This window comes from Streptomyces sp. BHT-5-2, assembly GCF_019774615.1.
Taxonomy (GTDB): Bacteria; Actinomycetota; Actinomycetes; order Streptomycetales; family Streptomycetaceae; genus Streptomyces.
Genome location: NZ_CP081496.1, coordinates 1,028,980 through 1,055,869 on the forward strand (window position 1 = coordinate 1,028,980; position 26,890 = coordinate 1,055,869).

The following is a 26,890-nucleotide window of genomic DNA, read 5'->3' on the forward strand; positions in this document are numbered from 1 at the left end:
TCACGTTCCTTGTACGGAGGGTGCTTCGGAGGTGGTCTGGGAGGGGCGGCGCATCACCAGCGCGTCGACGTTTCCGGGCTGGTAGTAGCCGCGGCGGAAGCCGATCGGCTCGAAGCCGAAGCGTTCGTAGAGGCGCTGGGCGCGGGCGTTGTCGACCCGCACCTCCAGCAGCACCTCGTGGCATTCGAAGTCGGTGGCGGCGGCGAGCAGGGCGGTCAGCAGCCGGGCGCCGAGGCCGGTGCCCCAGTGGTCTTGGGCGGTGGCGATGGTCTGGACGTCGCCGGTGCCGTCGATCGCGGCGAGCCCGCCGTAGCCGACGATCCGGCCCCCCGGGGCCTCGGCGACGAGGTAGCGGCGGGTGGCCAGCGGGCCGCGGGCGTGCGCGAGTTCGGACCAGAACATCCCCGGCGACCAGGCGTCCTCGGGGAAGAGGGCGCGCTCCAGCTCCAGCACCGGGTCCACGTCCCACCAGCGCATCTCCCGCAGCTCGGCGAGCGGGGAGGGGCCGGTCGCGTCGGGCCCGTTCACTTCGGGGTGACCACCTTGTAGTTGGCCGGCACCTGGGCGTCGGGACGGCGCAGGTACAGCGGCCGCGGCGGCAGCAGCTCCTCGCCGGCGGCCAGCTTCGCGGCGGCCAGGCCGGCCAGTGCGGCGGCCGACTGGTGCGCGGGCCCGTCCCGGCGGACGCCGGTGAAGACGGTGTCGTAGAGCAGTGCGCCGGCGCCCACGGCCGGGACGCCGGCGACCTCGTCGGCGATGTCGGCGGGGCGGTCCACGGCGGGCTCGGTCAGTCGCGTCCGACCGTCCCCGTAGCGGGCCCAGTAGACCTCCTTGCGGCGGGCGTCGGTGGCCACGACGAAGGGTTCGGTCAGTCCGGCGGCGTGGGCGATGCCGTCCAGCGAGCACAGGCCGTGGACGGGCACGTCCAGCGCCGCCCCGAAGGTGGTGGCCGTCACCAGCCCCACCCGCAGCCCGGTGTACGGGCCGGGGCCGACGCCGACGACGATGTCGGTGACCTCGGCGAGCTTGTGCCCGGCCTCGGCCAGCACCCGGTCGACGGCGGGCAGCAGGAGTTCGCCGTGCCGGCGCGCGTCCACCTCGCCGGCGGCGGCGAGGGTGCGGGAGCCGTCGTGGAGCGCGACGGTGACGGCGGGGGTAGCGGTGTCAAGAGCTAGCAGCAGCACGCCTTAAAGACTACGGCGCGGCCGGCGGTGCCCGTTCCGGTGCTACCGTCGATCCCCGGCCGGCCCCGACCGGCCCGTCAAGCACAGCCAGCCTCCCCGCCCGCGGGCGGGGGCGTACCGAAAGGTGGCACCGCGGTGCCCGCTAAGAGCAGCACGATCGTCACCGGTCTCACCGCGGCCGCCCTGGTCGCGATCGGCGTGCTCGGCTTCCAGGCGTCCGCGTCCGCCTCCGGTCCGCTGGCCCCGGTCCGGGGGGACGCCCCCTCGGCCGGCGAGAAGCCCGCCGCCGGCGGCGGGCACGACAAGAAGGACAAGCCGCCGGCCCCGGCCGCGGTCCCGGCGCAGTCGGGCTCCGGCAAGCGCGTGGTCTACGCGCTGGGCGCGAAGCGGGTCTGGCTGGTCGGCGCGGACGGTGCCGCGCAGCGGACGTTCGCGGTGGCGCCGAGTGCGGTGAGCCCGCTGCCGGGGGCGTACCCGGTCACCTCGCGGTCGGTGAGCGTGACCGGCTCGGACGGGGTGGCGGTCGAGCACGTGGTGCGGTTCGCCAGTGTGGACGGCGTGGTCGTCGGTTTCAGTGCGGCGGTCGACGGTTCCACGCCGACGCCGGGTGGTGCGCACGCGAAGAAGACCGGTGGCATCCGGGAGTCGCGTGAGGACGGCGCGGCGCTGTGGGACTTCGCGGTGCGCGGGGTGAAGGTCGTCGTGGTGCGCTGAGCCCGCCGCGCGGGCCCGGCCGGTGCCGGGCCGCTTCGTCCCTGTGGGTTACGCGGCGTCGCGTCCCGGTGTGGACGCGCTTCCTGTGGGCCGGGGGCCGTCGTGCGTCCCGGCCGTCCCGGTGTTCTCCGCCGTGCCGTTCCCGCCGTTCTCGTCCTTGGGCTCCGTCGCGCCGTTCCGTTTCTGCGCGCGGGTGTCCTCGGCGGCGTCGGGCGGGGTGGAGACGGCGGTGGCCGCGGCGCAGGCGGCGAGCAGTTCGTTCATCGTCGGCGGGGTCTTCCGCGCGTCCTCGGCGCGCCCGGCCGCCGCGACGGGGCCGCCCGCGCGCCGTGCGGGCGGGGGTGAGGGCTGGTGGGGGGACATGGACGCCTCCCGGGCTCCTGGGGCAAGCGACAGAGGTTAGGCTCTACTTAGGCACACCTAACCAGGGCTCTCGCACCCCATGTGACCACGCCCGGGGCCACGGATGCAACATCTTGCCGACGGCCTGTCGGAAACTACCGCACCGGATGGCCCGACAGCGGCCGGTATGCGCCGTTCGTCAGCAGATCTCCAGCTCCGGAAGCCCGGCGTCCGCCCAGCGCGCGCCGATGCCGGTGACCGTCACCTCGCGGACGTCGTCGGCGTCCTCCTCGGGATGCCCGTCCGGTCCGCCGGGGGCGTCTGCTCCCACGGCCCGCCCGATGACGACGTGCAGCCGGTCCTCCGCCAGCTCCTCGACCTTGCCCTCGCCCCACTCGACGACCACCACCGACTCCGGCAGCGAGACGTCGAGGTCCAGGTCCTCCATCTCGTCCAGGCCGCCGTCGAGGCGGTAGGCGTCGACGTGCACCAGCGCCGGGCCGCCGGTGAGCGACGGGTGCACCCGGGCGATCACGAAGGTCGGCGAGGTCACGGCGCCGCGCACGCCCAGGGCCTCGCCCAGGCCGCGGGTGAGCGTCGTCTTGCCCGCGCCCAGCTCACCGGTGAGCAGCACCAGGTCGCCGGGGCGCAGCAGCGGCGCCAGCCGGCGACCCAACTCCTGCATCTGATCGGGGGACTTGACGGTTACGCGGGCAGTCGCGCCAGTGGTGCTCATGCCGCAAATGGTACGGCGCGGACGGGCCCGCGGGCCCGCACCGGGCCCGGGAGCGGTGCCCGGGTCCGGCTCAGGCCCGTGCGCCGCGCGACCGGCGGGCCGCCGCGCCCACCCGCTCCACCAGCGCCACCAGGTGGTCGTTGATCAGCTCGGGCCGCTCCAGCATCACCAGGTGCCCGGCCCCGGGGACGCACACCAGCTCCGCGTCGGGCAGCACCTCGGCGATGGTCCGGCTGTGCTCGGCCGGGGTGATCAGGTCCTTCTCGCCGGCGAGCACCAGCGCGGGCACCGCGTCGTACGCCACCAACGCCTCGGTCTTGTCGTGCACCGCGAACGCCGGGAAGAACTCGGCGACCACGTCGATCGGCGTGGCCTCGATCAGCCGCTCCCCGAACCGCGCGATCGCCGGATCCACGTCCTGGGTGCCGAAGGAGTAGCGCTTGATCAGCCCCGCGAAGAGGTCGGCGGTGGCCCGCCGCCCGCGCTCGACGATCTCGCTCTGCCGGCCCAGCGCCTTGAGCACCCCCGGCGCCAGCCAGTGGAACGCCTTGGAGCCCATCGACGGCAGCCCGAACCCGACCTCGCTCAGCCGGCCCGCGGACGTCCCGATCAGCGCCACGCCGACCACCCGCTCCGCGACGTACTCGGGGAACTGGTCGGCCAGCGCCATCACCGTCATCCCGCCCATGGAGTGCCCGACCAGCACGATCGGCCCCTCGGGCACCGCGGCGTCCAGCACCGCCTTCAGGTCCCGGCCCAGCAGGTCGATGGTGACCGGTTCCGTGCCGTCGATCTGGCCGTGGCCGCGGCCGGAGCGGCCGTGGCTGCGCTGGTCCCAGTGGACGGTGCGCAGCGCGCCGCGCAGCGCGGCGCGCTGGAAGTGCCAGGAGTCCTGGCTCAGGCAGTAGCCGTGGCTGAAGACCACCGTGGGCGCCTGGGAGCGCCGCCCCAGGGCCGCCATGACGCGCCTGTGCAGCCCGCCCCGGGCGTCCTGGGCGGCCCGGGCCTCCTTGCCGGCGCGCCCGCCCTTGGTGCCGTTGACGACCGTCCTGCCGCCCTTGGGGGCCTTGGGCGCCGGGCCGTCCGTCACCTCGTCGACCTCGTAGTACAGCTCGGTGCCGTCCTCGGCGATCGCCGCGCCCGGGGTGCCGCGCAGGGTGCCGTAGGGGCCGGACGCGTCCAGCGCGAGCCGGGCCCGGCGGCGCATCCCGCGGCCGACCGTCAGCCGCTCCATGGCCACCCCGGCGGCCGCGCCCGCCGCGACGACGCCGATCGCCAGGCCCGCGATGCCCGCCTGGCGGCCCGCCCGGGCCCAGTTCCCGGCCGCCTCCGCGGCGGTCTCCACCGCCTGCGCCGCCGCCTCCGTGCCGTCGGTCATGCCACACCCCCCGTGAGCGCGGTGTCGTCCTCGCTGCGGCCCCCGCCTTGCGCGGGCACCTCGCTGTCCACATAGACGCGCGGCACCCGCCCGCCGATCCGCGTGACGATCTCGTACCCGATCGTGCCGGCCGCCCGCGCCCAGTCCTCCGCGCTCGGCTCGCCGCGGTCGCCGGGCCCGAACAGCACCGCCTGGTCGCCGGCCGCGGCGTGGTCGCCGCCCAGATCGACGACGAACTGGTCCATCGCCACCCGCCCGGCGACCGTCCGCCACTTCCCCGCGATCAGCACCGGGCCCGTTCCCGAGGCGTGCCGCGGGATGCCGTCGGCGTAGCCCAGCGGGACCAGCGCCAGCGTCGTCTCCCCCGGCGTCGTGTAGTGGTACCCGTACGAGACCCCGTGGCCGCCCGGCACCCGCTTGACCGACGCCAGGGACGCCTCCAGCGTCATCACCGGCCGCAGCCCGAAGTCCTCGGGCGTGCCGACCTCGGGGCTGGGCGAGACGCCGTAGACCCCGATCCCGCTGCGTACGAGGTCGAAGTGGGCCTCGGGGAGGGTGAGCAGCGCGGGGGTGTTGGCGATGTGCCGCACCTCCGGGCGCAGCCCGGCCGCCCCGGCGACCTCCAGTGCCCGGCGGAACTCCGCCAGCTGGGCGGCGATCGAGGGGTGCCCGGGCTCGTCGGCGCAGGCGAAGTGCGACCAGACCCCGGTGACCGTGAGCAGGCCGGCCGCCTCGGCGGCGCGGGCGGCGGCGGTCAGCTCCGTCCAGTCCGCGGGCTGGCAGCCGTTGCGGCCCAGCCCGGTGTCGATCTTGAGCTGCACCCGGGCGGCGCGGCCGCAGGCCCGCGCGGCGTCCGTGACCTCCCGCAGCGCCCACATACCGCTCACCGAGACATCGACGTCCTGCTCGATCGCCCGGCCCCAGGGGCCGCCGGGCGTCCACAGCCAGCACAGCAGACGGCCGGTGTCCCCGGCCGCGCGCAGCGCGAGCGCCTCCTCGGGGAGCGCCGTGCCCAGCCAGGGCGCACCGGCCTCCCGGGCGGCGCGGGCGCAGCGGATCGCGCCGTGGCCGTAGGCGTCGGACTTGACGACCACCATCAGCTGCGCCCCGGGGGCGAGGTCGCGCAGTGCGCGGACGTTCGACCGCACGGCGGCGAGGTCGATGGCGGCACGGGCTCGCTTCGCTGTCTCGTTCATCCCCCTCAGTGTCGCAGGCGAGGCGCTCCGCCGGCCGCCTTCCCGCGTTGTGGTGGCGGCGCGGTTCGCATTCCGGCCGCACCGGCCCCCCGGTCCGGGCACCTCCGCGGGGCCCTACGCCAGCACGTTCGCCCATGCCTCGCGCAGGGCGCCGGCGACCTCCGAGGCGGCGATCGGTTCGCCGTGCGGGGCGGCCGCGTGGCGGCCCGCGAGGCCGTGGAGATAGGCGCCCACCGAGCCCGCGTCGCGCGGCGCGAGGCCCGCGGCCAGCAGCGATCCGGCCAGGCCGGAGAGCACGTCGCCGCTGCCGGCGGTGGCGAGCCAGCCCGTGCCGGTGGGGTTGACCCGCACCGGAACCCCGGCGTCCGGATTGGCCACCAGCGTCGTCGAGCCCTTCAGCAGCACCGTCGCCCCGAACCGCCCCGCCAGCTCCCGTACGGAGTCCAGCCGCGCCGCCTCGACCTCCTCGCGCCCCCGCCCCAGCAGCGCCGCCGCCTCCCCGGCGTGCGGCGTCAGCAAGGTCCCGGCGGTCCGCCGCCGCACCCGGTCGGGCGTCAGGAACCGCAGCCCGTCCGCGTCCACCAACACCGGGACGTCCGCCGCCAGTACGTCGTCCAGCGCCGCCGACTCGTCGCCCAGGCCCGGCCCGACGACCCATGCCTGGACCCGGCCCGCCTTCCGCGGCGGGCCGGCGTGCACCAGCGCCTCCGGGAAGCGCGCCAGCACCGCGTCGGCCGCCGGGCCCACGTACCGCACCGCGCCGGCGCCGCCGCGCAGCGCGCCGGCCACCGCCAGCACCGCCGCCCCCGGATAGCGCGCCGACCCGGCGACCACCCCGACCACGCCCCGCCGGTACTTGTCGCTCTCCGCGGCCGGCCGCGGCAGCAGCTCCGCCACGTCCGCGTGCTGGAGCGCCTCCGCGTCGGCGGCGGCCGGCGGGCGCAGGCCGATGTCCACCAGCCGCAGCGCGCCGGCCCGTTCCCGCGCCGGGTCGATCAGCAGGCCCGGCTTGTACGCGCCGAACGTGACGGTGGCGTCCGCCCAAACGGCGTCCCCGGGCACCTCGCCGGTGTCGGCGTCCACCCCGCTCGGCAGGTCCACCGCCACCACCGTCGCCGCCTCCCGGGCCGCGCGGGCGAGCCGGGCGGCCTCCGGGCGCAGCCCGCCGCGGCCGCCGATGCCGACGATGCCGTCCACCACCAGATCGGCCCGGCGAAGGTCGCGCGGCGGGTCGGCCGACACCCGGCCGCCGGCCGCGCGCAGGGCCGCCAGGCCGCCGGCGTGCGCCCGTTCCGGCGCGAGCAGCACGGCGGCCACGCCGGCGCCGCGGCGGGCCAGCCGGGCGCCGGCGTACAGCGCGTCCCCGCCGTTGTCGCCGCTGCCCACCAGCAGCACCACCCGGGAGCCGTACACCCGGCCCAGCAACTCGGCGCAGGCGGCGGCCAGTCCGGCCGCGGCCCGCTGCATCAGGGCCCCCTCGGGCAGGCGGGCCATCAGCTCCCGCTCGGCGGCCCGCACGGTCACAACGCTGTAGGCAGTCCTCATGCGGCCAGTCTCACACCGCCGACCGGCGAATCGTCAGGCCGTCGGCGGACGCACCGCCGGCACCGGCCTACCCCTCGGCGATCACCACCGCCGAGGCCACCCCCGCGTCATGACTGAGCGACACATGCCAGGAACGCACGCCCAGTTCCTCGGCGCGGGCCGCCACCGTGCCGCGCACCCGCAGCCGCGGCCGGCCGCTGTCCTCCACGTACACCTCGGCGTCCGTCCAGTGCAGCCCGCCCGGCGCGCCCAGCGCCTTGGCCACCGCCTCCTTGGCGGCGAACCGGGCGGCGAGCGAGGCGATGCCGCGCCGCTCGCCGCTCGGCAGCGTCAACTCCGTCCCGATGAACAGCCGGTGCGCCAGTTCCGGCGTCCGCCGCAGCGCCGCCTCGAACCGGTCGATCTCCGCGACGTCGATCCCGACCCCGATGATCACCCGGTCACTCCACCGTGACGGACTTGGCGAGGTTGCGCGGCTGGTCGACCTCGTTGCCACGGGCGGTGGCCAGCTCGCACGCGAACACCTGCAGCGGCACCGAGGACACCAGCGGCTGGAGCAGCACCGGCGTCCGCGGGATCCGGACGAGGTGGTCGGCGTACGGGACCACGGCCTCGTCGCCCTCCTCGGCGACGACGATGGTGCGGGCGCCGCGGGCCCGGATCTCCTGGATGTTGGAGACGATCTTGTCGTGCAGCACGGACCGGCCGCGCGGCGAGGGGACGACCACGACGACCGGCAGGTCCTCCTCGATCAGCGCGATCGGGCCGTGCTTGAGCTCGCCGGCGGCGAAGCCCTCGGCGTGCATGTACGCCAGCTCCTTGAGCTTGAGCGCCCCCTCCAGCGCCACCGGGTAGCCCACGTGACGGCCCAGGAACAGCACGGTGTTCTTGTCCACGAGCGAGCGGGCCAGCTCGCGGACCGGCTCCATGGTGCCCAGGACCTGCTGCACCTGCGTGCCGATGGCGGCGAGTTCGCGCACCACGTCCCGGATCTCGTCGCCCCACTTGGTGCCGCGCACCTGCCCCAGATACAGCGCGACGAGATAGACCGCGACCAGCTGGGTCAGGAACGCCTTGGTGGAGGCCACCGCGACCTCCGGCCCGGCGTGGGTGTAGAGCACCGCGTCCGACTCGCGGGGGATCGTCGAGCCGTTGGTGTTGCAGATGGCCAGCACCCGCGCGCCCTGCTCGCGGGCGTGCCGCAGCGCCATCAGGGTGTCCATGGTCTCGCCGGACTGGCTGATGGCGATCACCAGCGTGCGGTCGTCGAGGATCGGGTCGCGGTAGCGGAACTCGCTGGCCAGCTCGGTCTCGCAGGGGATCCGCGTCCAGTGCTCGATGGCGTACTTGGCGATCATCCCGGCGTGGTAGGCGGTGCCGCACGCCACGATGACGACCTTGCTGACCTCCCGCAGCACCGCCGGCGGGATCCGCACCTCGTCCAGCGAGAGCACCCCGGCCGCGTCGACCCGGCCCAGCAGGGTGTCCGCGACCGCCTTCGGCTGCTCGGCGATCTCCTTGAGCATGAAGTAGTCGTAGCCGCCCTTCTCGGCGGCCGAGGCGTCCCAGTCGACGTGGTACGCGCGGACCTCCGCGGGCGCCCCGTCGAAGCCGGTCACCGTCACCCCGTCCCGGCGCAGCTCCACGACCTGGTCCTGCCCCAGCTCGACGGCTTCCCTCGTGTACGCGATGAACGCCGCCACGTCCGAGGCCAGGAACGCCTCGTCCTCGCCGATGCCCACCACCAGCGGGGAGTTGCGGCGCGCCCCGACGACCACGTCCGGCGCGTCGGCGTGCACCGCGACGAGGGTGAACGCCCCCTCCAGCCGCCGGCACACCTGCCGCATCGACTCGGCCAGCTCCCCGCACGAGGAGTACGCCTCGGCCAGCAGGTGCGCGACCACCTCGGTGTCGGTCTCGGACGTCAACGCGTGCCCGCGGTCGGTGAGTTCGGCGCGCAGCGCGGCGAAGTTCTCGATGATGCCGTTGTGGACGACGGACACCCGGCCGGCGTTGTCGAGGTGCGGGTGGGCGTTGGCGTCCGTCGGCCCGCCGTGCGTCGCCCACCGGGTGTGGCCGATGCCCACCGTGCCCGAGGGCAGCGGCCGATCGGCCAGTTCCTTCTCCAGATTGGCCAGCTTGCCGGCCTTCCGGGCCGCTGCCAGCCCGCCGTCGGCCAGCACCGCCACCCCGGCCGAGTCGTAGCCCCGGTACTCCAGCCGCCTCAGCCCGGCCAGCACCACCTCAAGGGCACTCTGCCCACCCACGTATCCCACGATTCCGCACATGGGGGCAGCCTAGGCCCTGTCCTCGGGCCTTCCTCAACACCCGCGCGCCGTCCGGTCCCGTGCCTCCCGGACGCGGTCGAGGAGCTCCTCGTCGGCCTCCGGGTCGGGGCCCGGTTCGTGGTGCTCCAGGAAGTCCGCCAGGTCCTCGCCGAGGTCCTCGTCCGGGAACTCCTCGGCCAACTCGGCGTGCACACGGGCCGCGAGGCCGTCCGCGGCCGCCCGCGCGCCCGCGGCCCGCAGCCGGCGCTCCCGGGCCCGCTCGCGCAGCAGTTCCCTCAGGCGTGCCCGCACGCCACCCCCCTGTTCTCCACGGCGCGCCCCCGGCGCCGCCCCCGGCCACCGACCGTACCGGGCGCCCGCCCACCGGGTACAGACACACGGGTCCGGCCGCACCGGGCGGCGCCGGCACCACCCCGCCGCGGAACGCCCGGGCGCGCGGCGGACAATGGGCCCGTGCCTCTGACGACGGATCCGCAGCACCGACGCCGCTCCGACAGTTCGCCGTATGTCGACCTGACGCGCGCCGAATGGAGCGCCCTGCGGGAGAAGACGCCGCTGCCGCTGACCGCCGAGGAGGTCGAGCGGCTCCGCGGTCTGGGCGACGTCATCGACCTCGACGAGGTCCGCGACGTCTACCTCCCGCTCTCCCGGCTGCTCAACCTCTACGTCGGCGCCACCAGCAACCTGCGCGGCGCCCTCAACACCTTCCTGGGCGACGCCGGCAACGGCCACGGCTCCCAGCCCGGCACCCCGTTCGTCATAGGGGTCGCGGGCAGCGTCGCGGTCGGCAAGTCCACCACCGCCCGGCTGCTCCAGGCGCTGCTGGCCCGCTGGCCCGAGCACCCGCGCGTCGAGCTGGTCACCACCGACGGCTTCCTCCACCCCAACGCCGAACTGCACCGGCGCGGACTCATGTCCCGCAAGGGCTTCCCCGAGTCCTTCGACCGCCGGGCGCTGACCCGCTTCGTCGCCGACGTGAAGTCCGGCAAGGCGGAGGTCACCGCGCCCGTCTACTCGCACCTGATCTACGACATCGTGCCCGGCGAGCGGCTCACCGTGCACCGGCCCGACATCCTCATCGTCGAGGGCCTCAACGTCCTCCAGCCGGCCCTGCCCGGCAAGGACGGCCGCACCCGGCTGGGCCTCGCCGACTTCTTCGACTTCTCCGTCTACGTGGACGCCCGCACCGAGGACATCGAGCAGTGGTACCTCGGCCGCTTCCGCAAGCTGCGCGCGACCGCCTTCCAGAAGCCGTCGTCGTACTTCCGCAAGTACACCCAGGTCTCCGAGGAGGAGGCCCTGGACTACGCCCGCATGATGTGGCGCACCATCAACCGGCCCAACCTGGAGCAGAACGTCGCCCCCACCCGCGGGCGCGCCAACCTGGTGCTGCGCAAGGGCCCGGACCACAAGGTGCAGCGCCTGTCGCTGCGGAAGCTGTAGCAACCGACGGTGGGGCCGTCGGCGTACGGCAGCGTCGCTGCCGCCTGCCGACGGCCCCACCCGGGACGTCCGGCCGCCCTACCCCAGGGCGGACTTGACCGCGTCGGCGAGGCGCTGGGCCACCGACCGCGCCTGCTCGGCGTCGGCCGCCTCGACCATCACCCGGACCAGCGGCTCGGTGCCGGACGGCCGCAGCAGCACCCGCCCGGTGGCGCCCAGCTCCCGCTCCGCCTCGGTGACCGCCGCGGCCAGCTCGGCGGAGCTGCCCACCCGCGACTTGTCGACGTCGGGGACGTTGATCAGCACCTGCGGCAGCCGCTCCATCGCGGCGGCCAGCTCGGCCAGCGGCCGGCCGGTCGACGCCACCCGCGCCCCGAGCATCAGGCCGGTCAGCGTGCCGTCGCCGGTGGTGGCGTGGTCCAGCACGATGACGTGCCCGGACTGCTCGCCGCCCAGCGCGTAGCCGTGCGCCTTCATCGCCTCCAGGACGTACCGGTCGCCGACCGCGGTCTGCACCAGCTCGATGCCCGCGCCCTCCATGGCCAGCTTGAAGCCCAGGTTGGACATGACGGTCGCGACGACGGTGTTCTTGCGCAGCGTGCCCGCCTCGCGCATGCCGAGCGCCAGCACGGAGAGGATCTGGTCGCCGTCGACCTCGTTGCCGGTGTGGTCCACAGCCAGGCAGCGGTCGGCGTCGCCGTCGTGCGCGACGCCCAGGTCGGCGCCGTGCTCCACGACCGCGGCCCGCAGCTTGTCCAGGTGGGTGGAGCCGCAGCCGTCGTTGATGTTCAGACCGTCCGGCTCGGTGCCGATGGTGACGACCTCGGCGCCGGCCCGCGCGAACGCCTCCGGCGAGACCCGGGCCGCGGCACCGTGCGCCCCGTCGATGACGATCTTCAGCCCGTCCAGGCGGTTGGGCAGCACCCCGACCAGGTGCGCGACGTACTTGTCGAAGCCCTCGTCGTAGTCGTCGACCCGGCCCACCCCGGAACCGGTCGGCCGCTCCCACGGCTCACCGGAGCTGTGCGCGCGGTAGGTCTCCTCGATGCGGTCCTCCAGCTCGTCGGCGAGCTTGTGGCCGCCGCGGGCGAAGAACTTGATGCCGTTGTCGGGCATCGGGTTGTGGCTGGCGGACAGCATCACGCCCAGGTCGGCGCCGAGCGCCCCGGTCAGATAGGCGACCGCCGGGGTCGGCAGCACGCCCACCCGCAGCACGTCCACCCCGGCGCTCGCCAGGCCGGCGACCACCGCGGCCTCCAGGAACTCCCCCGACGCGCGCGGATCGCGCCCGACCACCGCCACCGGCCGATGGCCCTCGAACGTACCCGCCTCGGCCAGCACGTGGGCCGCCGCGACCGACAGGCCGAGCGCCAGCTCCGCCGTCAGGTCCGCGTTGGCGACGCCGCGCACACCGTCCGTGCCGAAGAGTCGTGCCACTGGTGTCCTCCGAAGTAGATGAGCTGTGACCGGGGCTTGGATTCCAGGTATACGCCGCGGTCGGTGGGAAAGCCGAACGCCCCGGCAGCACGGAAGTGCCACCGGGGCGTTCGCCAAGAGCTGCCTGCGCGCAGCGCGTGATCAGCGCTTGCTGTACTGCGGCGCCTTGCGGGCCTTCTTGAGACCGGCCTTCTTGCGCTCGACCGCACGGTCGTCACGCTTGAGGAACCCGGCCTTCTTCAGGGCCGGACGGTTCGCGTCCACGTCGGCCTCGTTCAGCGCACGGGCCACGCCCAGGCGCAGCGCACCGGCCTGGCCGGAGATGCCGCCGCCGGCGATGCGGGCGATGACGTCGTAGCGGTTGTCCAGCTCGAGCACCTTGAAGGGCTCGTTGACTTCCTGCTGGTGCACCTTGTTGGGGAAGTAGTCCTCAAGGGTGCGGCCGTTGATCTTCCACTGGCCGGAGCCGGGGACGATCCGCACGCGGGCGATGGCGTTCTTGCGACGGCCCAGGCCGGCGGCCGGCTGCGGCTCGCCGAAGCGGGACGCGAGGGACTCGGAGGTGTACTCGCCCTCCACGACCTCGGTCTCGGTGGTGTACTGCTCGACCTCGACCTCGTCCAGCGGGGTCTCGGGGGTGGTCTCAGCCACGATGCTTCCTCAGATTCTCTGTCGTCTTGGGGTGGCCGGACTTACTGCGCGACCTGGGTGATCTCGAACGGGACCGGCTGCTGCGCAGCGTGCGGGTGCTCGGCGCCCGCGTAGACCTTCAGCTTCGAGAGCATCTGACGGCCGAGGGTGTTCTTGGGGAGCATGCCCTTGACGGCCTTCTCGACGGCCTTCTCGGGGTTCTTGTCCAGCAGCTCGTCGTAACGGACGGAGCGCAGACCACCCGGGAAGCCGGAGTGGCGGTAGGCCATCTTCTGGGTGCGCTTGTTGCCGGAGAGGTGCACCTTGTCGGCGTTGATGATGATGACGAAGTCACCGGTGTCAACGTGGGGGGCGTAAACCGGCTTGTGCTTACCCCGCAGGAGGGACGCGGCCTGGCTGGCCAGACGGCCCAGGACGACGTCCTGCGCGTCGATGATGTGCCACTGGCGCTGAACATCGCCGGGCTTGGGGCTGTACGTACGCACGTCTTAGCCTTCGCTTCGTGAGTTGGGTACCCCCTCGGTTCGCGAGAACCGCGGGGAAGGGTCCTGTACTGGCACCGCGACTGCTCACACAGCACGTGGCACTACGGGCGACGCAACCCGATCGTCCACCACTGGTCAGCTGAACCGGCTAGCCGGCGTAAGGCCCCTCACGTGAGATAGAGCAAGCCCATACGCATAACGAACCAGCAGGATACTGAACCGACCCCGGACGGGTCAAAACGCGCCCCGGACAGACGTGCGGGCGGGTCCCCCGCGCCCCGCCCCGGACCGGATCCGCTCCGCCCGCCACAGCCGCGGGCCCGCGCACTAGGATGCGCGGCATGAGTTTTGGGCAAGGGGGGCCGTTCGACGGCCCGGGGGGTTCCACTCCGGACTGGGCGGCGCTGGCCGACGAGAGCGAGGCGCGCTCCCGCCGCAGGCGCTGGATGCTGATCGGCGGCGGCGCGGTCGCCGCGGTCGCGGTCGCCGGCATCGTCGCCACCGCCGTGATCACCAGCACCGGCTCGTCCGCCGACAGCGCCTCGGCCCACGCCACCCCCTCCGGCCAGTCCGCCGTACCGGACGACAGGCCGTCCTTCCCCGACGTCTCGGTCCCGCCCCCGCCCAACCCGCAGGACTACATCTCCGACCCGAAGAAGGACACCGCGCCGCTCACCCCGGCCACCCTCTTCGGGCAGAAGCCCATGGTCGTCGGCGAGCACAGCTACCCGCAGACCGCCACCGCGAGCACCGCGGACTGCACCGCCGGCGCCCAGGGCCCCCTGGTGTCCTCGCTCACCCACAACGGCTGCAAGCAGCTGCTGCGGGCCACCTACGCCAAGGACGGGGTCGCGGTCACCATCGGCGTCGCGGTCTTCGACTCGCCCGCCCAGGCCGCCGCGGTCATGAACGAGAGCAAGCCCAACCTCATGCCGCTGGCCGGCAGCGGCGTGCCCGCGAACTTCTGCCAGGGCAGCAAGTGCCGGATGACCACCAACGCCACCGGCCGCTACGCCTACTTCACCATCGCCGGCTACACCAACGGCAAGGACGTCACCGCCGGCGAGACCCAGTCCCAGCAGATCGCCCGCGACGGCGGCTCCTACGCCTTCGCCCAGATCGCCCAGCGCGGCAAGGACCAGGCCGCCAGGGCCGCCGCCCAGCAGCTCAAGGAGGCCCAGCGGAAGGCCGGCCGGACCTCCTGACGGCCCCGCCGGCGCCCGCCCCGCGCCCGTCGGCGATCCGGGGCGGGCACCCCGCCAGGCAGGTCAGCAGCAGCCGTCGCCCGACGGCAGCGACCGCTTGTTGCGCGCCTCCCGGTTCCGGGCCATCAGCAGCTCGTCGGCCGGGTAGCCGACCTCCTCCAGCGTCAGCCCGTGCGGCCGCACCACATGCACCGCGGAGTCCCGCACCCCGGCGGCCAGCACCTTCCCCGGCCACTGGGGGCCCCGGTGGCCGTCGCCGACGAAGAGCAGCGCGCCGATCAGCGAGCGCACCATGTTGTGGCAGAAGGCGTCGGCCCGCACCGTCGCGGTGATGATCCCGTCCGCCCCCTTGACCAGGCTCAGCTCCTGGAGCGTACGGATCGTGGTCGCGCCCTCACGCTTCTTGCAGTACGCGGCGAAGTCGTGCTCCCCGAGGAGCCGCTGGGCGGCCGCGTTCATGGCGTCCACGTCGAGCGGCCAGTCGTGCCACAGGACGTGGCCCCGCAGCAGCGGGTCCACCCCGCCCGGGTTGTCGGTGACGCGGTAGGCGTAGCGCCGCCAGATCGCCGAGAAGCGCGCGTTGAAGCCGTGCGGCGCCTCCCTCAGGGCCCACACCCGTATGTCCTTGGGCAGGCGCCCGGCGAGCCGCTTGAGCAGCTTCTCGTGGTGCTCGCGCCACACCGGTTCGGGCAGATCGACGTGCGCGACCTGGCCCCGGGCGTGCACCCCGGCGTCGGTCCGCCCCGCGACGGTGAGCTCGTAGGTCTCGCCGGACCGCGTCACGGTCCGGATCGCGTCCTCCAACTCGCCCTGGACCGTGCGCCGTTCACGCTGCTTGGCCCAGCCGGAGAACTCCGTGCCGTCGTACGACAGGTCCAGCCGCACCCGGACGAAACCGGGCTTCACTTCGTCACTCACACCGCAATCCTCTCAGGCCCGCCGCACGCGAAAGCGGGCCCGCCCCGAAGGGCGGACCCGCTCACCGCTCGGTGACGACGGACTCAGGCGTCCGGGTCACCTCCGCTCACGCGGAGCACGGGCTCAGTCCTCGGCCGGAGCCTCGGCAGCCTTGGCCTCGTCGGCCTCCTTGACCGCGCGCTTGGCAGCGGCCTCGGCCTCGGCGACGGTCGCCTTCTTGGCGATCTCGCCCTCGACCAGCTCGATGACGGCCATGGGGGCGTTGTCACCGCGGCGGTTGCCGATCTTGGTGATACGGGTGTAGCCACCCGGACGCTCCGCGAACCGCGGCGCGATCTCGGTGAAGAGCGTGTGCACGACGCTCTTGTCCGTGATCAGCTCCATGACCTGGCGGCGGTTGTGAAGGTCGCCCTTCTTCGCCTTGGTCACCAGACGCTCCGCGAACGGGCGCAGACGACGGGCCTTGGCCTCGGTCGTCGTGATGCGGCCGTGCTCGAAGAGGTTGGTCGCCAGGTTGCGCAGGAGCGCCTTCTCGTGCGCAGCGCTGCCGCCCAGACGGGCGCCCTTGGAGGGCTTCGGCATGGTGTTTCTCCTTCATTGCTGCACCGGCCGTATCAGGTACCGGTGTCAGTTCCCGCGAGGCGGCCGCCCCGCGGAAGTCATAAAAAATCAGCCCGGGCGCAAAAATTAAGCCCGTCCGGCGCTTGAGGACAGAACTCAGCCGGAAACGGCGGGCCAGCCGAGCACGCTCGGCCACCCCGCCGTCAGGCGGATCAGTACTGCTCGGTCTCGACGAACCCGGCGTCCGCGTCGTCGTCGGCGCCGAAGGCGTCGGCCGCGGCGGTCGGGTCGAATCCGGGCGGGCTGTCCTTGAGGGCCAGGCCCATACCGGCCAGCTTCGCCTTGACCTCGTCGATCGACTTCGCACCGAAGTTGCGGATGTCGAGCAGGTCCGCCTCGGAGCGCGCCACGAGCTCACCCACGGAGTGGATGCCCTCGCGCTTGAGGCAGTTGTAGGAGCGGACGGTGAGCTCCAGCTCCTCGATCGGCAGCGCCAGGTCGGCGGCGAGGGCGGCGTCCGTCGGGGACGGGCCCATGTCGATGCCCTCGGCGTCGATGTTCAGCTCGCGGGCGAGACCGAACAGCTCGACCAGGGTCTTGCCGGCCGACGCCATGGCGTCGCGCGGACGCATCGCCTGCTTGGTCTCGACGTCGACGATCAGCTTGTCGAAGTCGGTGCGCTGCTCGACACGGGTCGCCTCGACCTTGTACGTGACCTTGAGCACCGGCGAGTAGATCGAGTCGACCGGGATCCGGCCGATCTCCTGGCCGACCTGCTTGTTCTGCACGGCGGAGACGTAGCCGCGACCGCGCTCGACGGTCAGCTCCATCTCCAGCTTGCCCTTGCCGTTCAGCGTGGCCAGGACCAGGTCGGGGTTGTGCACCTCGACGCCGGCCGGCGGGGCGATGTCGGCGGCGGTGACCAGACCCGGGCCCTGCTTGCGCAGGTACATCACGACCGGCTCGTCGTGCTCCGAGGAGACGACCAGCTGCTTGATGTTCAGGATCAGGTCGGTGACGTCCTCCTTGACGCCCGGCACGGTGGTGAACTCGTGCAGCACGCCGTCGATGCGGATGGACGTGACCGCCGCACCCGGGATCGAGGAGAGGAGGGTCCGGCGCAGGGAGTTGCCGAGGGTGTAGCCGAAGCCCGGCTCCAGCGGCTCGATCACGAACCGGGAGCGGTACTCGTCGACGACCTCTTCGGTCAACGAGGGACGCTGAGCGATCAGCATGGTGTGTGTCCTTCAGTCGTGGACGCCCGCTATTTGACGTCCGCTGTACTGACAAGGGTACGGGCGGTACGGCGCCATCGGCTCCGTACCGCCCCCACCGGTCAGCTCTTTACTTGGAGTAGAGCTCGACGATCAGCTGCTCCTGCACCTGGGTGTCGATCACCTGGCGCTCGGGCAGGCTGTGCACGAGGACCCGCAGCTGCGTGGGGATGGCCTCCAGCCACGCCGGGACGGTCTTCTCGCTGGCCTCCGCCTTGGCCACCTCGAAGGGGGTCAGGTTGCGGGAGCCCTCGCGGACCTCGATGACGTCGTGCACGGCCACGCGCGCCGACGGGATGTCGGTCTTGCGGCCGTTGACCTGGATGTGTCCGTGACGGACCAGCTGACGGGCGTGGTCGCGGGACTTGGCGAAGCCGGCCCGGTAGACCACGTTGTCGAGGCGGGTCTCAAGGATGCGCAGAAGGTTCTCACCGGTCTTGCCGGTCTTCTGGTTCGCTTCCTTGTAGTAGTTCACGAACTGCTTCTCAAGGACGCCGTAGATACGGCTGCACTTCTGCTTCTCACGCAGCTGCAGCAGGTACTCGCTGTCCTTGGTGCGCCCGCGACCGTGCTCACCCGGGGGGTAAGGACGGATCTCGATCGGGCACTTCGCGCTCTCGCACTTGCTCCCCTTGAGGAAGAGCTTCTGCTTCTCCCGACGGCAACGCTTGCAGTCGGCCCCGGTGTAACGCGCCATTGTCTAGTTGTCTCCTACTTCAGTGGGTCAGACGCGGCGACGCTTGGGCGGGCGGCATCCGTTGTGCGGGGTGGGGGTGACGTCCTGGATCGAGCCCACCTCGAGGCCGGTGGCCTGGAGGGAGCGGATCGCGGTCTCACGGCCGGAGCCGGGACCCTTGACGAAGACGTCGACCTTGCGCATGCCGTGCTCCTGCGCGCGGCGGGCGGCCGACTCGGCGGCCATCTGCGCGGCGAAGGGGGTGGACTTGCGCGAGCCCTTGAAGCCGACGTGGCCGGCAGAGGCCCAGGAGATCACGTTCCCGGTCGGGTCGGTGATCGAGACGATCGTGTTGTTGAACGTGCTCTTGATGTGAGCGTGCCCGTGGGCGACGTTCTTCTTCTCCTTGCGGCGCACCTTCTTGGCGCCGGCCGTACGGCCCTTCGGAGGCATTCAAATTCTCCCGTGGAGGTGGTCGGTCCTACAGCGAAGACCGCTGGCGGGGTCCTGCTGAGGACTACTTCTTGCCCGGCTTCTTCTTGCCGGCGATCGCGCGACGCGGACCCTTGCGGGTACGGGCGTTCGTGCTGGTGCGCTGACCGTGCACCGGCAGGCCGCGACGGTGACGCAGACCCTGGTAGCAGCCGATCTCGACCTTGCGGCGGATGTCGGCCTGGATCTCGCGGCGGAGGTCACCCTCGGTCTTGAGGTTGTTGTCCACGTACTCGCGGATCTTGACGAGGTCTTCCTCGGTCAGGTCGCGGACCCGGGTGTCCGGGTTCACGCCGGTCGCGGCGAGGGTCTGCTCCGAGAGCGTGCGCCCAATGCCGAAAACGTAGGTGAGGCCGACCACCACACGCTTTTCGCGCGGGAGGTCAACGCCTGCGAGGCGTGCCATTGATGTGGCTCCTGATGGCTATTCGGAGGTCTTCCGCAGCACCGTTCCCGTAAGACTCTGCGGCATTACGAGCCGGGTCCCCGGCCTCCGAGCCGGGGGTGTCGTCCCTCGCGCGCGGCGCGGGGGTCGGGTGACTGCGTATGTACGTGTATTGCTTGCGTCGCGCGAACTGCGAAGTTGCAGGTGGTCGGCGTGCGTCAGCCCTGGCGCTGCTTGTGGCGCAGGTTGTCGCAGATGACCATGACCCGGCCGTGGCGGCGGATCACCTTGCACTTGTCGCAGATCTTCTTGACGCTCGGCTTGACCTTCATGGGATGTGAGGTTCTCCGGGTCAGTGCCAATGCCCCACGGGAGCGGGGCGTCGGCAAGATCTACTTGTAGCGGTAGACGATTCGGCCACGCGTCAGGTCGTAGGGAGAGAGCTCCACGACGACCCGGTCATCCGGGAGGATGCGGATGTAGTGCATCCGCATCTTGCCGCTGATGTGCGCGAGGACCTTGTGACCGTTCTGGAGCTCCACCTTGAACATTGCGTTCGGCAGAGACTCGATCACGGTGCCCTCGATCTCGATGGCACCTTGCTTCTTGGCCACGCTTCGCCTTTCGGATCGGCTACCTTGATCGACTCACTTGCACTGTCCGCACCCGACGTGCGGGCACACGGGTGCACGAGAGCCGACGCGTCAGTCTACGTCAGTGCCTGAGAAAAGACGAATCCAGGACTATTGCCCAACCGCGGAGATCATTACGCACGGAGGCCGCGGACGGCACCGGCGCGCGGCTACGCCAGGGGGTCCGGCGCCGCGGTGATCCCGAGGCTCGCCAGCTTGGCCCGGCCGCCGTCGGGAGCGGTGAGGACCAGCGGGCCGTCCTCGGTCAGTGCGACCGAGTGCTCCCAGTGCGAGGACCAGCTGCCGTCGTTGGACTTGACCGTCCACTCGTCGTCGAGGACGTGGGTCTTGGCGGTGCCGAGGTTCACCATCGGCTCGATGGCGATGCAGAAGCCGGGCACCAGCTTCGGGCCGCGACCGCGCTTGCGGTCGACGTAGTTCAGCAGATGCGGGTCCATGTGCATCTGCGAGCCGATGCCGTGGCCGCCGTAGTCCTCGACGATGCCGTACTTGCCACTGGCCGGCCGGGGCTGGCGGCGGATGTAGCCCTCGATCGCCTTGGAGATGTCCACCAGCCGGTTGCCCTTGGCGACCGCGGCGATCCCCGCCCACATCGACTCCTCGGTGACCCGGCTGAGCTCGACCAGCTCCGCGGCGTGACCGGAGCCGACGAACGCGGTGTACGCGGCGTCGCCGTGCCAGCCGTCGATGATCGCGCCGCAGTCGATGGAGATGATGTCGCCGTCCTGGAGCACGGTGTCGGCGGACGGGATGCCGTGGACGACGACGTCGTTCACGGAGGTGCAGATGGTGGCCGGGAAGCCGCCGTAGCCAAGGAAGTTGGACTTGGCGCCGTGCTCGGCGAGGACCTTGCGGGCCGCCTCGTCCAGGTCCTTGGTGGTGGCGCCGGGCACCGCGGTCTCACGGGTCGCCGCGTGAATGGCGGCGACCACCAGCCCCGCCTCGCGCATCTTCGCGATCTGCGCGGGGTTCTTGATCTCCAGCATGCCGGTGCCTGCGCCTCTCTGCGGCTGAACCTCCCCCACGCTTCAGGCGTGGGGGGACCCCCATCGCTCTCGCGGAGGTGGTTACGCTCTGCTCTGGTTACTCGATGACTGGTTGCTGCCTTAACCGTAGCCGGTCAACAGCAGACGGCCGCGGCGCCCATGCTGGACAACCGCGGCCGTACCGGAGTCGCGCCGCTTCTACTCGCCGCTCCCCAGGGCGTCCATCGCCCGCTGGGTGACCTCGGCGACCTTGCCGAGGGCCGGGATCGTGGAGACCAGGCCCTGGTTGCGGTAGAAGTCGATGATCGGCTCGGTCTCGGCGTGGTAGACCTCGAGCCGCTTCCGCACGGTGTCCTCGCGGTCGTCCTCGCGCTGGTACAGCTCGCCGCCGCAGGTGTCGCAGACGCCCTCGGCCTTCGGCTGGTTGTACTCGACGTGGAAGACGTGGCTGGAGTCCTTGCGGCAGATCCGGCGGCCGGCGATCCGCTTGACCACCTCGTCCTCCGGGACCTCCAGGTCCAGGACGGCGTCCAGCTTCAGACCCTTGCCCTGAAGGTAGGCGTCCAGCGCCTCGGCCTGGCCGAGGTTGCGGGGGAAGCCGTCCAGCAGGAAGCCCTCGGCCGCGTCCGCCTGGTCCATCCGGTCCTCGGCCATCCCGATGGTGACCGAGTCGGGCACGAGGTTGCCGGCGTCCATGTAGGACTTCGCCTCGACGCCCAGGGGCGTGCCCTGGGAGATGTTGGCCCGGAACAGGTCACCCGTGGAGATGTGCGGGATCGCCAGGTTCTTGGCCAGGTACGCGGCCTGCGTACCCTTACCGGCCCCCGGGGGTCCGACGAGGACGATTCGCATCAGCGGAGGAACCCTTCGTAGTTGCGCTGCTGAAGCTGGCTCTCGATCTGCTTCACGGTCTCCAGGCCCACACCCACGATGATCAGGATGCTCGTCCCGCCGAACGGGAAGTTCTGGTTCGCGTTGAACAGCACCAACGCCACTGTTGGTACGAGCGCGATCAGCCCCAGGTACAGCGAGCCCGGCCACGTGATCCGGTTGAGCACGTAGCTGAGGTACTCGGCCGTCGGGCGACCAGCCCGGATGCCCGGGATGAAGCCACCATACTTCTTCATGTTGTCGGCAACTTCTTCGGGGTTGAAGCTGATGGCCACGTAGAAGAAGGCGAAGAAAACGATGAGCAAGAAGTACGTGACGATGTAAACCGGGTGATTTCCCTTGGTGAAGTTGGTGGCGATCCAGGTCGCCCAAGCCGCCTTCGACCCGCTGAACTGAGCGATCAGCGCCGGGATGTAGAGCAGCGACGACGCGAAGATGACAGGAATCACACCTGCCTGGTTCACCTTGAGCGGGATGTACGTGGACGTACCGCCATAGGACCGGCGCCCGATCATCCGCTTCGCGTACTGCACCGGGATGCGCCGCTGCGCCTGCTCGACGAAGACCACGAGGGCGACCATCGCCAGGCCCACCGCGATCACGGAGAAGAACTCGATCCAGCCGTCGGCCAGCTTGCCGGTCAGCTTGATCTGCCACAGCGCGCCCGGGAAGCCGGCGGCGATCGAGATGAACATCAGGATCGACATGCCGTTGCCGATGCCGCGGTCGGTGACCAGCTCGCCCAGCCACATGATGAGGCAGGTGCCGGCGGTCATCGTGATCACCATCGTGATGGTGGTGAAGATCGAGTCGTTGGGCACGATCTGGCTGGCGACCGGGCAGCTCTGGAAGAGCGCGCCGCTGCGGGCGGTGGCCACCAGGCCGGTGCCCTGCAGCACGGCCAGCGCCACGGTCAGATAGCGGGTGTACTGGGTGATCTTCGCCTGGCCGGACTGCCCCTCCTTCTTGAGGGCCTCCAGCCGTGGGATCACGACGGTCAGCAGCTGGAGGATGATGCTCGCCGTGATGTACGGCATGATCCCCAGCGCGAAGATCGTGATCTGCAGCAGCGCTCCACCGCTGAACATGTTCACCAGGGCGAACAACCCGCTGTTGCCGCCGGCCTGCTTCATGCAGGTCTCGACGTTCGCGTAGTTCACCCCTGGGACCGGGATGTGCGCTCCGATCCGGTAGAGCACGATGATGCCCAACGTGAACAGCAGCTTCTTGCGCAGGTCGGGCGTCTTGAACGCTCGGGCGAACGCGGTGAGCACGGTGCCTCCTGCGCCTCCCGCCCTTGAGGGCCAGGAGGTGACGGTCTTGAGGATCGACGAATACGTAGCGGCTGTACCGCGCGGAGCTCCCCCACGCGGCGGGTGCCGGGGCGGACCCCGGACAAATCAAACAGTGCAGGCCACCTTACCGGCGACCGTACCCCCGTGGAACGACCAACCGGGGATGCCCCAAACGATGGGCATCCCCGGTCAGTTGAACCAACGAACTCAGATGAGCTCGGTGACGGTGCCGCCGGCGGCGGCAATCTTCTCCTTGGCGGAGGAGGAGACGGCGTCAACCGAAACCTGCAGCGCCACGGAGATCTCGCCCTGGCCCAGGACCTTGACGAGCTCGTTCTTGCGCACCGCGCCCTTGGCGACCAGGTCGGCCACCGTGACCTCGCCACCCTGCGGGTAGAGCGCGGCCAGCTTCTCCAGGTTCACGACCTGGAACTGCTTGTGGGCGGGGTTCTTGAAGCCCTTCAGCTTCGGGAGGCGCATGTGGAGGGGCATCTGCCCACCCTCGAAGCGCTCCGGAACCTGGTAACGGGCCTTGGTGCCCTTGGTACCACGACCAGCGGTCTTACCCTTGGACGCCTCACCACGACCGACACGGGTCTTGGCGGTCTTGGCGCCCGGGGCGGGCCGGAGGTTGTGGACCTTCAGCGGGTTGGTCTCCGCCATGTCAGTCGACCTCCTCGACCGTCACGAGGTGACGCACGGTGTGGACCATGCCGACGACCTCCGGACGGGCCTCCCGGACGACGCTGTCGTTCAGGCGCTTGAGGCCGAGCGAACGGAGCGTGTCACGGTGGTTCTGCTTGCTACCGATGTAGGACTTGGTCTGGGTGATCTTGATGCGCATCACGCATTCACCCCGGCACGCGCCCGCAGCAGAGCGGCGGGAGCAACGTCCTCCAGCGGCAGACCACGACGGGCGGCGATCTCCTCGGGCCGCTGCAGGCCCTTGAGCGCCTCCACCGTGGCGTGCACGATGTTGATCGGGTTCGACGAGCCGAGCGACTTGCTCAGCACGTCGTGGATGCCCGCGCACTCCAGGACGGCGCGCACCGGGCCACCGGCGATCACACCGGTACCGGGGGAAGCCGGCTTGAGCAGGACGACGCCCGCAGCCTTCTCGCCCTGGATCGGGTGCGGGACGGTACCGGCGATACGGGGGACCTTGAAGAAGTTCTTCTTGGCCTCTTCCACGCCCTTGGCGATGGCAGCCGGAACTTCCTTGGCCTTGCCGTAACCGACACCTACGGTGCCGTCACCGTCACCCACCACGACGAGCGCGGTGAAGCTGAAGCGACGACCACCCTTGACAACCTTGGCGACGCGGTTGATCGCGACAACGCGCTCAACGTACGCGGTCTTCTCGGCGGCAGCGCCACCGTCGCGACCCTTCCGGTCCCGCCGCTCGCCGCCACCGGCACCGCTTCCGCGGCGCTGGGGTCCAGCCATTGGAATTACCTCTCTCTGTTACGTCCGCTAGCTCCGGAACCGGGGCTTAGAACTTCAGCCCGGCTTCGCGGGCGGCGTCGGCCAGAGCGGCAATCCGCCCGGCGTACTGCTTGCCACCGCGGTCGAACACGACGGCCTCGACACCGGCGGCCTTGGCACGCTCGGCGACCAGGGCGCCAACCTTCTGGGCCTGGGCGCTCTTGTCGCCCTCGCCACCACGGATCGACGCGTCCAGGGTCGAAGCCGACGCCAGGGTGTGACCCTGGACGTCGTCGATCACCTGGGCGAAGATGCCGCGGTTGGACCGCGTCACGACCAGACGCGGACGCTCCGCAGTACCCGAAATCCGCTTGCGGATGCGGATGTGGCGACGCTTGGCGGCAGCGCGCTTGTAGGCGTTGCCCTTAGCGATCTTCACACCGTATGCCATGGCTTACTTACCCGCCTTTCCGACCTTGCGGCGGATGACTTCGCCCTCGTACTTGACGCCCTTGGCCTTGTACGGGTCGGGCTTCCGCAGCTTGCGGATGTTCGCGGCGACCTCGCCGACCTTCTGCTTGTCGATGCCCTCGACGCTGAACTTCGTCGGCGACTCGACCTTGAACGAGATGCCCTCGGGCGCCTCGATCAGGATCGGGTGGCTGTAGCCCAGGGAGAACTCCAGGTTGGAACCCTTGGCCTGGACGCGGTAACCAACACCGCTGATCTCGAGCTTCTTCACGTAGCCCTGGGTCACGCCGGTGATCATGTTCGCCACCAGCGTGCGGGACAGGCCGTGCAGGGCCTTGTTCTGACGCTCGTCGTTCGGACGGGAGACGGCGATGACGCCGTCCTCACCCTTGGCGACCTCGATGGGCGCCGCGACGGTGTGCGAAAGGGAACCCTTGGGGCCCTTCACGTTGACCGTGCGGCCCTCGATGGTGACGTCCACACCAGCGGGAACCTGGATGGGCAGCTTGCCAATGCGCGACATTAGCTATTCCTCCGTTCCCGATTACCAGACGTAGGCGAGGACTTCCCCACCCACGCCCTTCTTGCTGGCCTGCTGGCCGGTCAGGAGACCGTGGGACGTGGAGATGATCGCCACGCCCAGGCCGCCGAGGACCTTCGGCAGGTTGGTGGACTTTGCGTAGACCCGCAGACCCGGCTTCGAGATCCGCTTGATGCCGGCGATCGAGCGCTCGCGGTTCGGCCCGAACTTCAGCTCGAGGACGAGGTTCTTGCCGACCTCGGCGTCCTCGACGCGCCAGCCGGTGATGTAACCCTCCTGCTGGAGGATCTCCGCGATGTGCGACTTGATCTTGCTGTGCGGCATCGTCACGGTGTCGTGGTACGCCGAGTTCGCGTTCCGCAGACGGGTCAGCATGTCTGCGATGGGATCAGTCATGGTCATGAATTGGCCTTCGGCCTCTCTCGCCGGGGTTTCCTATCTGCGCCATCCCTCTCCCCGATCTCGGTCGGGACGGGTGCGGCGCGGGGACCTACGGCGTAGTAAGCGACGTTATGCGGGTGGAACCCGCGGTCGGTCTCGGGCGGCGGGGCGCCCAAACCCTTCCAGCGTACGGGAAGAGGTCTGGGACGCCCGCCGTCCCAATGCTTACCGAGAGCGTCCGGTAATTCCCAACTAGGGGATTACCAGGAGCTCTTGGTCACGCCCGGCAGCTCGCCACGGTGAGCCATCTCACGAAGGCACACGCGGCAGAGGCCGAACTTGCGGTAGACGGAGTGCGGACGACCGCAGCGCTGGCAGCGGGTGTACGCGCGCACACCGAACTTGGGCTTGCGAGCAGCCTTGGCAATCAGAGCCTTCTTCGCCATCTCGCTCACGCCTCCTTGAACGGGAAGCCGAGGTGACGAAGCAGGGCGCGGCCCTCGTCGTCGTTGGTCGCCGTGGTGACCACGGTGATGTCCATACCCCGGGTACGGTCGATCTTGTCCTGGTCGATCTCGTGGAACATGACCTGCTCGGTGAGACCGAAGGTGTAGTTGCCCCGACCGTCGAACTGCTTGGGGGACAGACCGCGGAAGTCGCGGATGCGCGGCAGCGCCAGCGACAGCAGGCGGTCCAGGAACTCCCACATGCGGTCACCGCGGAGGGTGACGTGGGCACCGATCGGCTGGCCCTCACGCAGCTTGAACTGCGCGATGGACTTACGGGCCTTGGTGACGGCCGGCTTCTGGCCGGTGATCGTGGTGAGGTCGCGCACGGCGCCCTCGATCAGCTTGGAGTCGCGGGCGGCGTCGCCCACACCCATGTTGACCACGATCTTCACGAGGCCGGGGATCTGCATGACGTTCTCGTAGGAGAACTCGTCCTTCAGCTTCCCGGCGATCTCTTCGCGGTAGCGCGTCTTCAGACGCGGCGCGTTGGTGGTGGCAGTCATCAGATGTCCTCACCGGTCCGCTTGGCAACGCGGATCTTGTTGCCCTCGTCGTCGAAGCGGTACCCGACGCGGGTGACGACCTTCTTGCCGTCCTTCTCCACGACCAGCTGAACGTTGCTGACGTGGATGGGGGCCTCGGTCGTCACGATGCCGCCGGTCTGCGCTCCACGAGCGGTCTGTCCGGCCTTGGTGTGCTTCTTGACCCGGTTGACACCCTCGACCAGGACGCGGTCCTCGCGGGGGTAGGCCGCGATGACCTTGCCCTGCTTGCCCTTGTCCTTACCGGTGATGACCTGGACCAGGTCGCCCTTCTTGATCTTCATCG

The 26,890-nt window shown here is 71.1% G+C and carries 36 protein-coding genes; 3 read left to right on the plus strand and 33 right to left on the minus strand.

The window, feature by feature from the left end:
• Together rimI and tsaB are read right to left on the minus strand one after the other, a co-directional pair.
• Entirely contained in the window at window positions 1-477 is a 477-nt protein-coding gene (gene rimI / locus K2224_RS04340; RefSeq protein WP_221909427.1) for a ribosomal protein S18-alanine N-acetyltransferase, read from the minus strand.
• A gap of 47 nt (window positions 478-524) precedes the next feature.
• Window positions 525-1,184 carry a tRNA (adenosine(37)-N6)-threonylcarbamoyltransferase complex dimerization subunit type 1 TsaB gene (gene tsaB, locus K2224_RS04345; RefSeq protein ID WP_221905342.1) on the minus strand — a complete coding sequence of 220 codons (660 nt, stop codon included), beginning with the start codon at window positions 1,182-1,184 and terminating at the stop codon, window positions 525-527.
• A gap of 135 nt (window positions 1,185-1,319) precedes the next feature.
• On the opposite strand from tsaB, the gene K2224_RS04350 reads away from it, so the two are divergent.
• The gene (locus K2224_RS04350; RefSeq protein ID WP_221905343.1) at window positions 1,320-1,898 is read left to right on the plus strand and encodes a hypothetical protein; all 579 of its coding nucleotides are present in this window, start codon (window positions 1,320-1,322) and stop codon (window positions 1,896-1,898) included.
• Window positions 1,899-1,946: 48 nt separating this feature from the next.
• Here the strand turns inward: K2224_RS04350 and K2224_RS04355 are convergent, their stop codons facing one another.
• From K2224_RS04355 to K2224_RS04390, 8 genes are all read right to left on the minus strand, one after another.
• Window positions 1,947-2,261, minus strand: coding sequence for a hypothetical protein (locus tag K2224_RS04355; protein ID WP_221905344.1), 315 nt, complete (start codon window positions 2,259-2,261; stop codon window positions 1,947-1,949).
• A gap of 178 nt (window positions 2,262-2,439) precedes the next feature.
• On the minus strand, window positions 2,440-2,976 hold the full coding sequence (gene tsaE, locus K2224_RS04360) for a tRNA (adenosine(37)-N6)-threonylcarbamoyltransferase complex ATPase subunit type 1 TsaE (RefSeq protein ID WP_221905345.1): 537 nt from the start codon (window positions 2,974-2,976) through the stop codon (window positions 2,440-2,442).
• A gap of 70 nt (window positions 2,977-3,046) precedes the next feature.
• Window positions 3,047-4,354, minus strand: coding sequence for an alpha/beta fold hydrolase (locus K2224_RS04365; protein ID WP_221905346.1), 1,308 nt, complete (start codon window positions 4,352-4,354; stop codon window positions 3,047-3,049).
• The gene (gene alr, locus K2224_RS04370; RefSeq protein ID WP_221905347.1) at window positions 4,351-5,550 is read right to left on the minus strand and encodes an alanine racemase; all 1,200 of its coding nucleotides are present in this window, start codon (window positions 5,548-5,550) and stop codon (window positions 4,351-4,353) included. The genes K2224_RS04365 and alr overlap by 4 nt, the downstream gene beginning before the upstream one ends.
• Window positions 5,551-5,664: 114 nt before the next feature.
• Window positions 5,665-7,095, minus strand: coding sequence for an NAD(P)H-hydrate dehydratase (locus tag K2224_RS04375; protein WP_221905348.1), 1,431 nt, complete (start codon window positions 7,093-7,095; stop codon window positions 5,665-5,667).
• A 67-nt stretch (window positions 7,096-7,162) separates the two neighbouring features.
• Window positions 7,163-7,531 carry a holo-ACP synthase gene (locus K2224_RS04380; protein WP_221905349.1) on the minus strand — a complete coding sequence of 123 codons (369 nt, stop codon included), beginning with the start codon at window positions 7,529-7,531 and terminating at the stop codon, window positions 7,163-7,165.
• A gap of 4 nt (window positions 7,532-7,535) precedes the next feature.
• Complete coding sequence (glmS, locus tag K2224_RS04385) at window positions 7,536-9,383, minus strand: glutamine--fructose-6-phosphate transaminase (isomerizing) (RefSeq protein ID WP_221905350.1); 1,848 nt, start codon at window positions 9,381-9,383, stop codon at window positions 7,536-7,538.
• A 33-nt stretch (window positions 9,384-9,416) separates the two neighbouring features.
• A complete protein-coding gene (locus K2224_RS04390) occupies window positions 9,417-9,674 on the minus strand; it encodes a hypothetical protein (protein WP_221905351.1) in 258 nt (85 codons plus the stop codon).
• 162 nt (window positions 9,675-9,836) lie between these two features.
• Here K2224_RS04390 and coaA point away from each other — a divergent pair, with 162 nt between their 5' ends.
• Window positions 9,837-10,826, plus strand: coding sequence for a type I pantothenate kinase (gene coaA, locus K2224_RS04395; RefSeq protein WP_221905352.1), 990 nt, complete (start codon window positions 9,837-9,839; stop codon window positions 10,824-10,826).
• A 78-nt stretch (window positions 10,827-10,904) separates the two neighbouring features.
• Here coaA and glmM read toward each other — a convergent pair whose 3' ends face one another.
• The 3 genes from glmM to rplM all read right to left on the minus strand — a co-directional run bounded on the left by glmM (window position 10,905) and on the right by rplM (window position 13,399).
• Entirely contained in the window at window positions 10,905-12,263 is a 1,359-nt protein-coding gene (gene glmM / locus K2224_RS04400; RefSeq protein ID WP_221905353.1) for a phosphoglucosamine mutase, read from the minus strand.
• Between the two features lie 141 nt (window positions 12,264-12,404).
• Window positions 12,405-12,914, minus strand: a complete 510-nt coding sequence (rpsI, locus tag K2224_RS04405; RefSeq protein WP_221905354.1) for a 30S ribosomal protein S9 — start codon at window positions 12,912-12,914, stop codon at window positions 12,405-12,407.
• A gap of 41 nt (window positions 12,915-12,955) precedes the next feature.
• Window positions 12,956-13,399: a 50S ribosomal protein L13 gene (gene rplM, locus K2224_RS04410; protein WP_221905355.1), complete on the minus strand. Its 444-nt coding sequence runs from the start codon at window positions 13,397-13,399 to the stop codon at window positions 12,956-12,958.
• A 341-nt stretch (window positions 13,400-13,740) separates the two neighbouring features.
• Between rplM and K2224_RS04415 the strand changes: the two genes are divergently transcribed.
• Window positions 13,741-14,604, plus strand: a complete 864-nt coding sequence (locus K2224_RS04415; protein ID WP_221905356.1) for a hypothetical protein — start codon at window positions 13,741-13,743, stop codon at window positions 14,602-14,604.
• Between the two features lie 63 nt (window positions 14,605-14,667).
• Here K2224_RS04415 and truA read toward each other — a convergent pair whose 3' ends face one another.
• The 20 genes from truA to rplX all read right to left on the minus strand — a co-directional run bounded on the left by truA (window position 14,668) and on the right by rplX (window position 26,888).
• Window positions 14,668-15,522 carry a tRNA pseudouridine(38-40) synthase TruA gene (gene truA, locus K2224_RS04420; protein WP_221905357.1) on the minus strand — a complete coding sequence of 285 codons (855 nt, stop codon included), beginning with the start codon at window positions 15,520-15,522 and terminating at the stop codon, window positions 14,668-14,670.
• A gap of 123 nt (window positions 15,523-15,645) precedes the next feature.
• Window positions 15,646-16,104 carry a 50S ribosomal protein L17 gene (gene rplQ, locus K2224_RS04425; RefSeq protein ID WP_221905358.1) on the minus strand — a complete coding sequence of 153 codons (459 nt, stop codon included), beginning with the start codon at window positions 16,102-16,104 and terminating at the stop codon, window positions 15,646-15,648.
• Window positions 16,105-16,295: 191 nt separating this feature from the next.
• Complete coding sequence (locus K2224_RS04430; protein ID WP_003956430.1) at window positions 16,296-17,318, minus strand: DNA-directed RNA polymerase subunit alpha; 1,023 nt, start codon at window positions 17,316-17,318, stop codon at window positions 16,296-16,298.
• Between the two features lie 109 nt (window positions 17,319-17,427).
• Window positions 17,428-18,054: a 30S ribosomal protein S4 gene (rpsD, locus tag K2224_RS04435; protein ID WP_221905359.1), complete on the minus strand. Its 627-nt coding sequence runs from the start codon at window positions 18,052-18,054 to the stop codon at window positions 17,428-17,430.
• A gap of 27 nt (window positions 18,055-18,081) precedes the next feature.
• Complete coding sequence (gene rpsK, locus K2224_RS04440; protein WP_004571845.1) at window positions 18,082-18,486, minus strand: 30S ribosomal protein S11; 405 nt, start codon at window positions 18,484-18,486, stop codon at window positions 18,082-18,084.
• A 64-nt stretch (window positions 18,487-18,550) separates the two neighbouring features.
• A complete protein-coding gene (rpsM, locus tag K2224_RS04445) occupies window positions 18,551-18,931 on the minus strand; it encodes a 30S ribosomal protein S13 (protein ID WP_221905360.1) in 381 nt (126 codons plus the stop codon).
• A gap of 197 nt (window positions 18,932-19,128) precedes the next feature.
• The gene (rpmJ, locus tag K2224_RS04450) at window positions 19,129-19,242 is read right to left on the minus strand and encodes a 50S ribosomal protein L36 (RefSeq protein ID WP_003956441.1); all 114 of its coding nucleotides are present in this window, start codon (window positions 19,240-19,242) and stop codon (window positions 19,129-19,131) included.
• Between the two features lie 60 nt (window positions 19,243-19,302).
• The gene (infA, locus tag K2224_RS04455) at window positions 19,303-19,524 is read right to left on the minus strand and encodes a translation initiation factor IF-1 (RefSeq protein ID WP_003956442.1); all 222 of its coding nucleotides are present in this window, start codon (window positions 19,522-19,524) and stop codon (window positions 19,303-19,305) included.
• A gap of 188 nt (window positions 19,525-19,712) precedes the next feature.
• The gene (gene map / locus K2224_RS04460) at window positions 19,713-20,549 is read right to left on the minus strand and encodes a type I methionyl aminopeptidase (protein WP_221905361.1); all 837 of its coding nucleotides are present in this window, start codon (window positions 20,547-20,549) and stop codon (window positions 19,713-19,715) included.
• Between the two features lie 198 nt (window positions 20,550-20,747).
• On the minus strand, window positions 20,748-21,401 hold the full coding sequence (locus K2224_RS04465) for an adenylate kinase (RefSeq protein WP_221905362.1): 654 nt from the start codon (window positions 21,399-21,401) through the stop codon (window positions 20,748-20,750).
• Complete coding sequence (secY, locus tag K2224_RS04470) at window positions 21,401-22,714, minus strand: preprotein translocase subunit SecY (protein ID WP_018538744.1); 1,314 nt, start codon at window positions 22,712-22,714, stop codon at window positions 21,401-21,403. The genes K2224_RS04465 and secY overlap by 1 nt, the downstream gene beginning before the upstream one ends.
• A gap of 228 nt (window positions 22,715-22,942) precedes the next feature.
• Window positions 22,943-23,398, minus strand: coding sequence for a 50S ribosomal protein L15 (gene rplO / locus K2224_RS04475; protein ID WP_221905363.1), 456 nt, complete (start codon window positions 23,396-23,398; stop codon window positions 22,943-22,945).
• Window position 23,399: 1 nt separating this feature from the next.
• Window positions 23,400-23,582: a 50S ribosomal protein L30 gene (rpmD, locus tag K2224_RS04480; RefSeq protein WP_031050958.1), complete on the minus strand. Its 183-nt coding sequence runs from the start codon at window positions 23,580-23,582 to the stop codon at window positions 23,400-23,402.
• The gene (rpsE, locus tag K2224_RS04485; protein ID WP_221905364.1) at window positions 23,579-24,181 is read right to left on the minus strand and encodes a 30S ribosomal protein S5; all 603 of its coding nucleotides are present in this window, start codon (window positions 24,179-24,181) and stop codon (window positions 23,579-23,581) included. Before rpsE ends, rpmD begins: the two co-directional genes overlap by 4 nt.
• Window positions 24,182-24,227: 46 nt before the next feature.
• A complete protein-coding gene (gene rplR, locus K2224_RS04490) occupies window positions 24,228-24,611 on the minus strand; it encodes a 50S ribosomal protein L18 (protein WP_221905365.1) in 384 nt (127 codons plus the stop codon).
• A gap of 3 nt (window positions 24,612-24,614) precedes the next feature.
• A complete protein-coding gene (rplF, locus tag K2224_RS04495; RefSeq protein WP_018538749.1) occupies window positions 24,615-25,154 on the minus strand; it encodes a 50S ribosomal protein L6 in 540 nt (179 codons plus the stop codon).
• A 21-nt stretch (window positions 25,155-25,175) separates the two neighbouring features.
• On the minus strand, window positions 25,176-25,574 hold the full coding sequence (gene rpsH, locus K2224_RS04500) for a 30S ribosomal protein S8 (RefSeq protein ID WP_018538750.1): 399 nt from the start codon (window positions 25,572-25,574) through the stop codon (window positions 25,176-25,178).
• Between the two features lie 239 nt (window positions 25,575-25,813).
• Window positions 25,814-25,999 carry a type Z 30S ribosomal protein S14 gene (locus K2224_RS04505; protein ID WP_003956452.1) on the minus strand — a complete coding sequence of 62 codons (186 nt, stop codon included), beginning with the start codon at window positions 25,997-25,999 and terminating at the stop codon, window positions 25,814-25,816.
• A 5-nt stretch (window positions 26,000-26,004) separates the two neighbouring features.
• Entirely contained in the window at window positions 26,005-26,565 is a 561-nt protein-coding gene (gene rplE, locus K2224_RS04510; RefSeq protein WP_018538751.1) for a 50S ribosomal protein L5, read from the minus strand.
• Window positions 26,565-26,888 (minus strand): 50S ribosomal protein L24, encoded by a 324-nt coding sequence (rplX, locus tag K2224_RS04515; protein WP_018538752.1) that lies wholly within the window; start codon window positions 26,886-26,888, stop codon window positions 26,565-26,567. Before rplX ends, rplE begins: the two co-directional genes overlap by 1 nt.
• Window positions 26,889-26,890 lie beyond the last annotated feature (2 nt).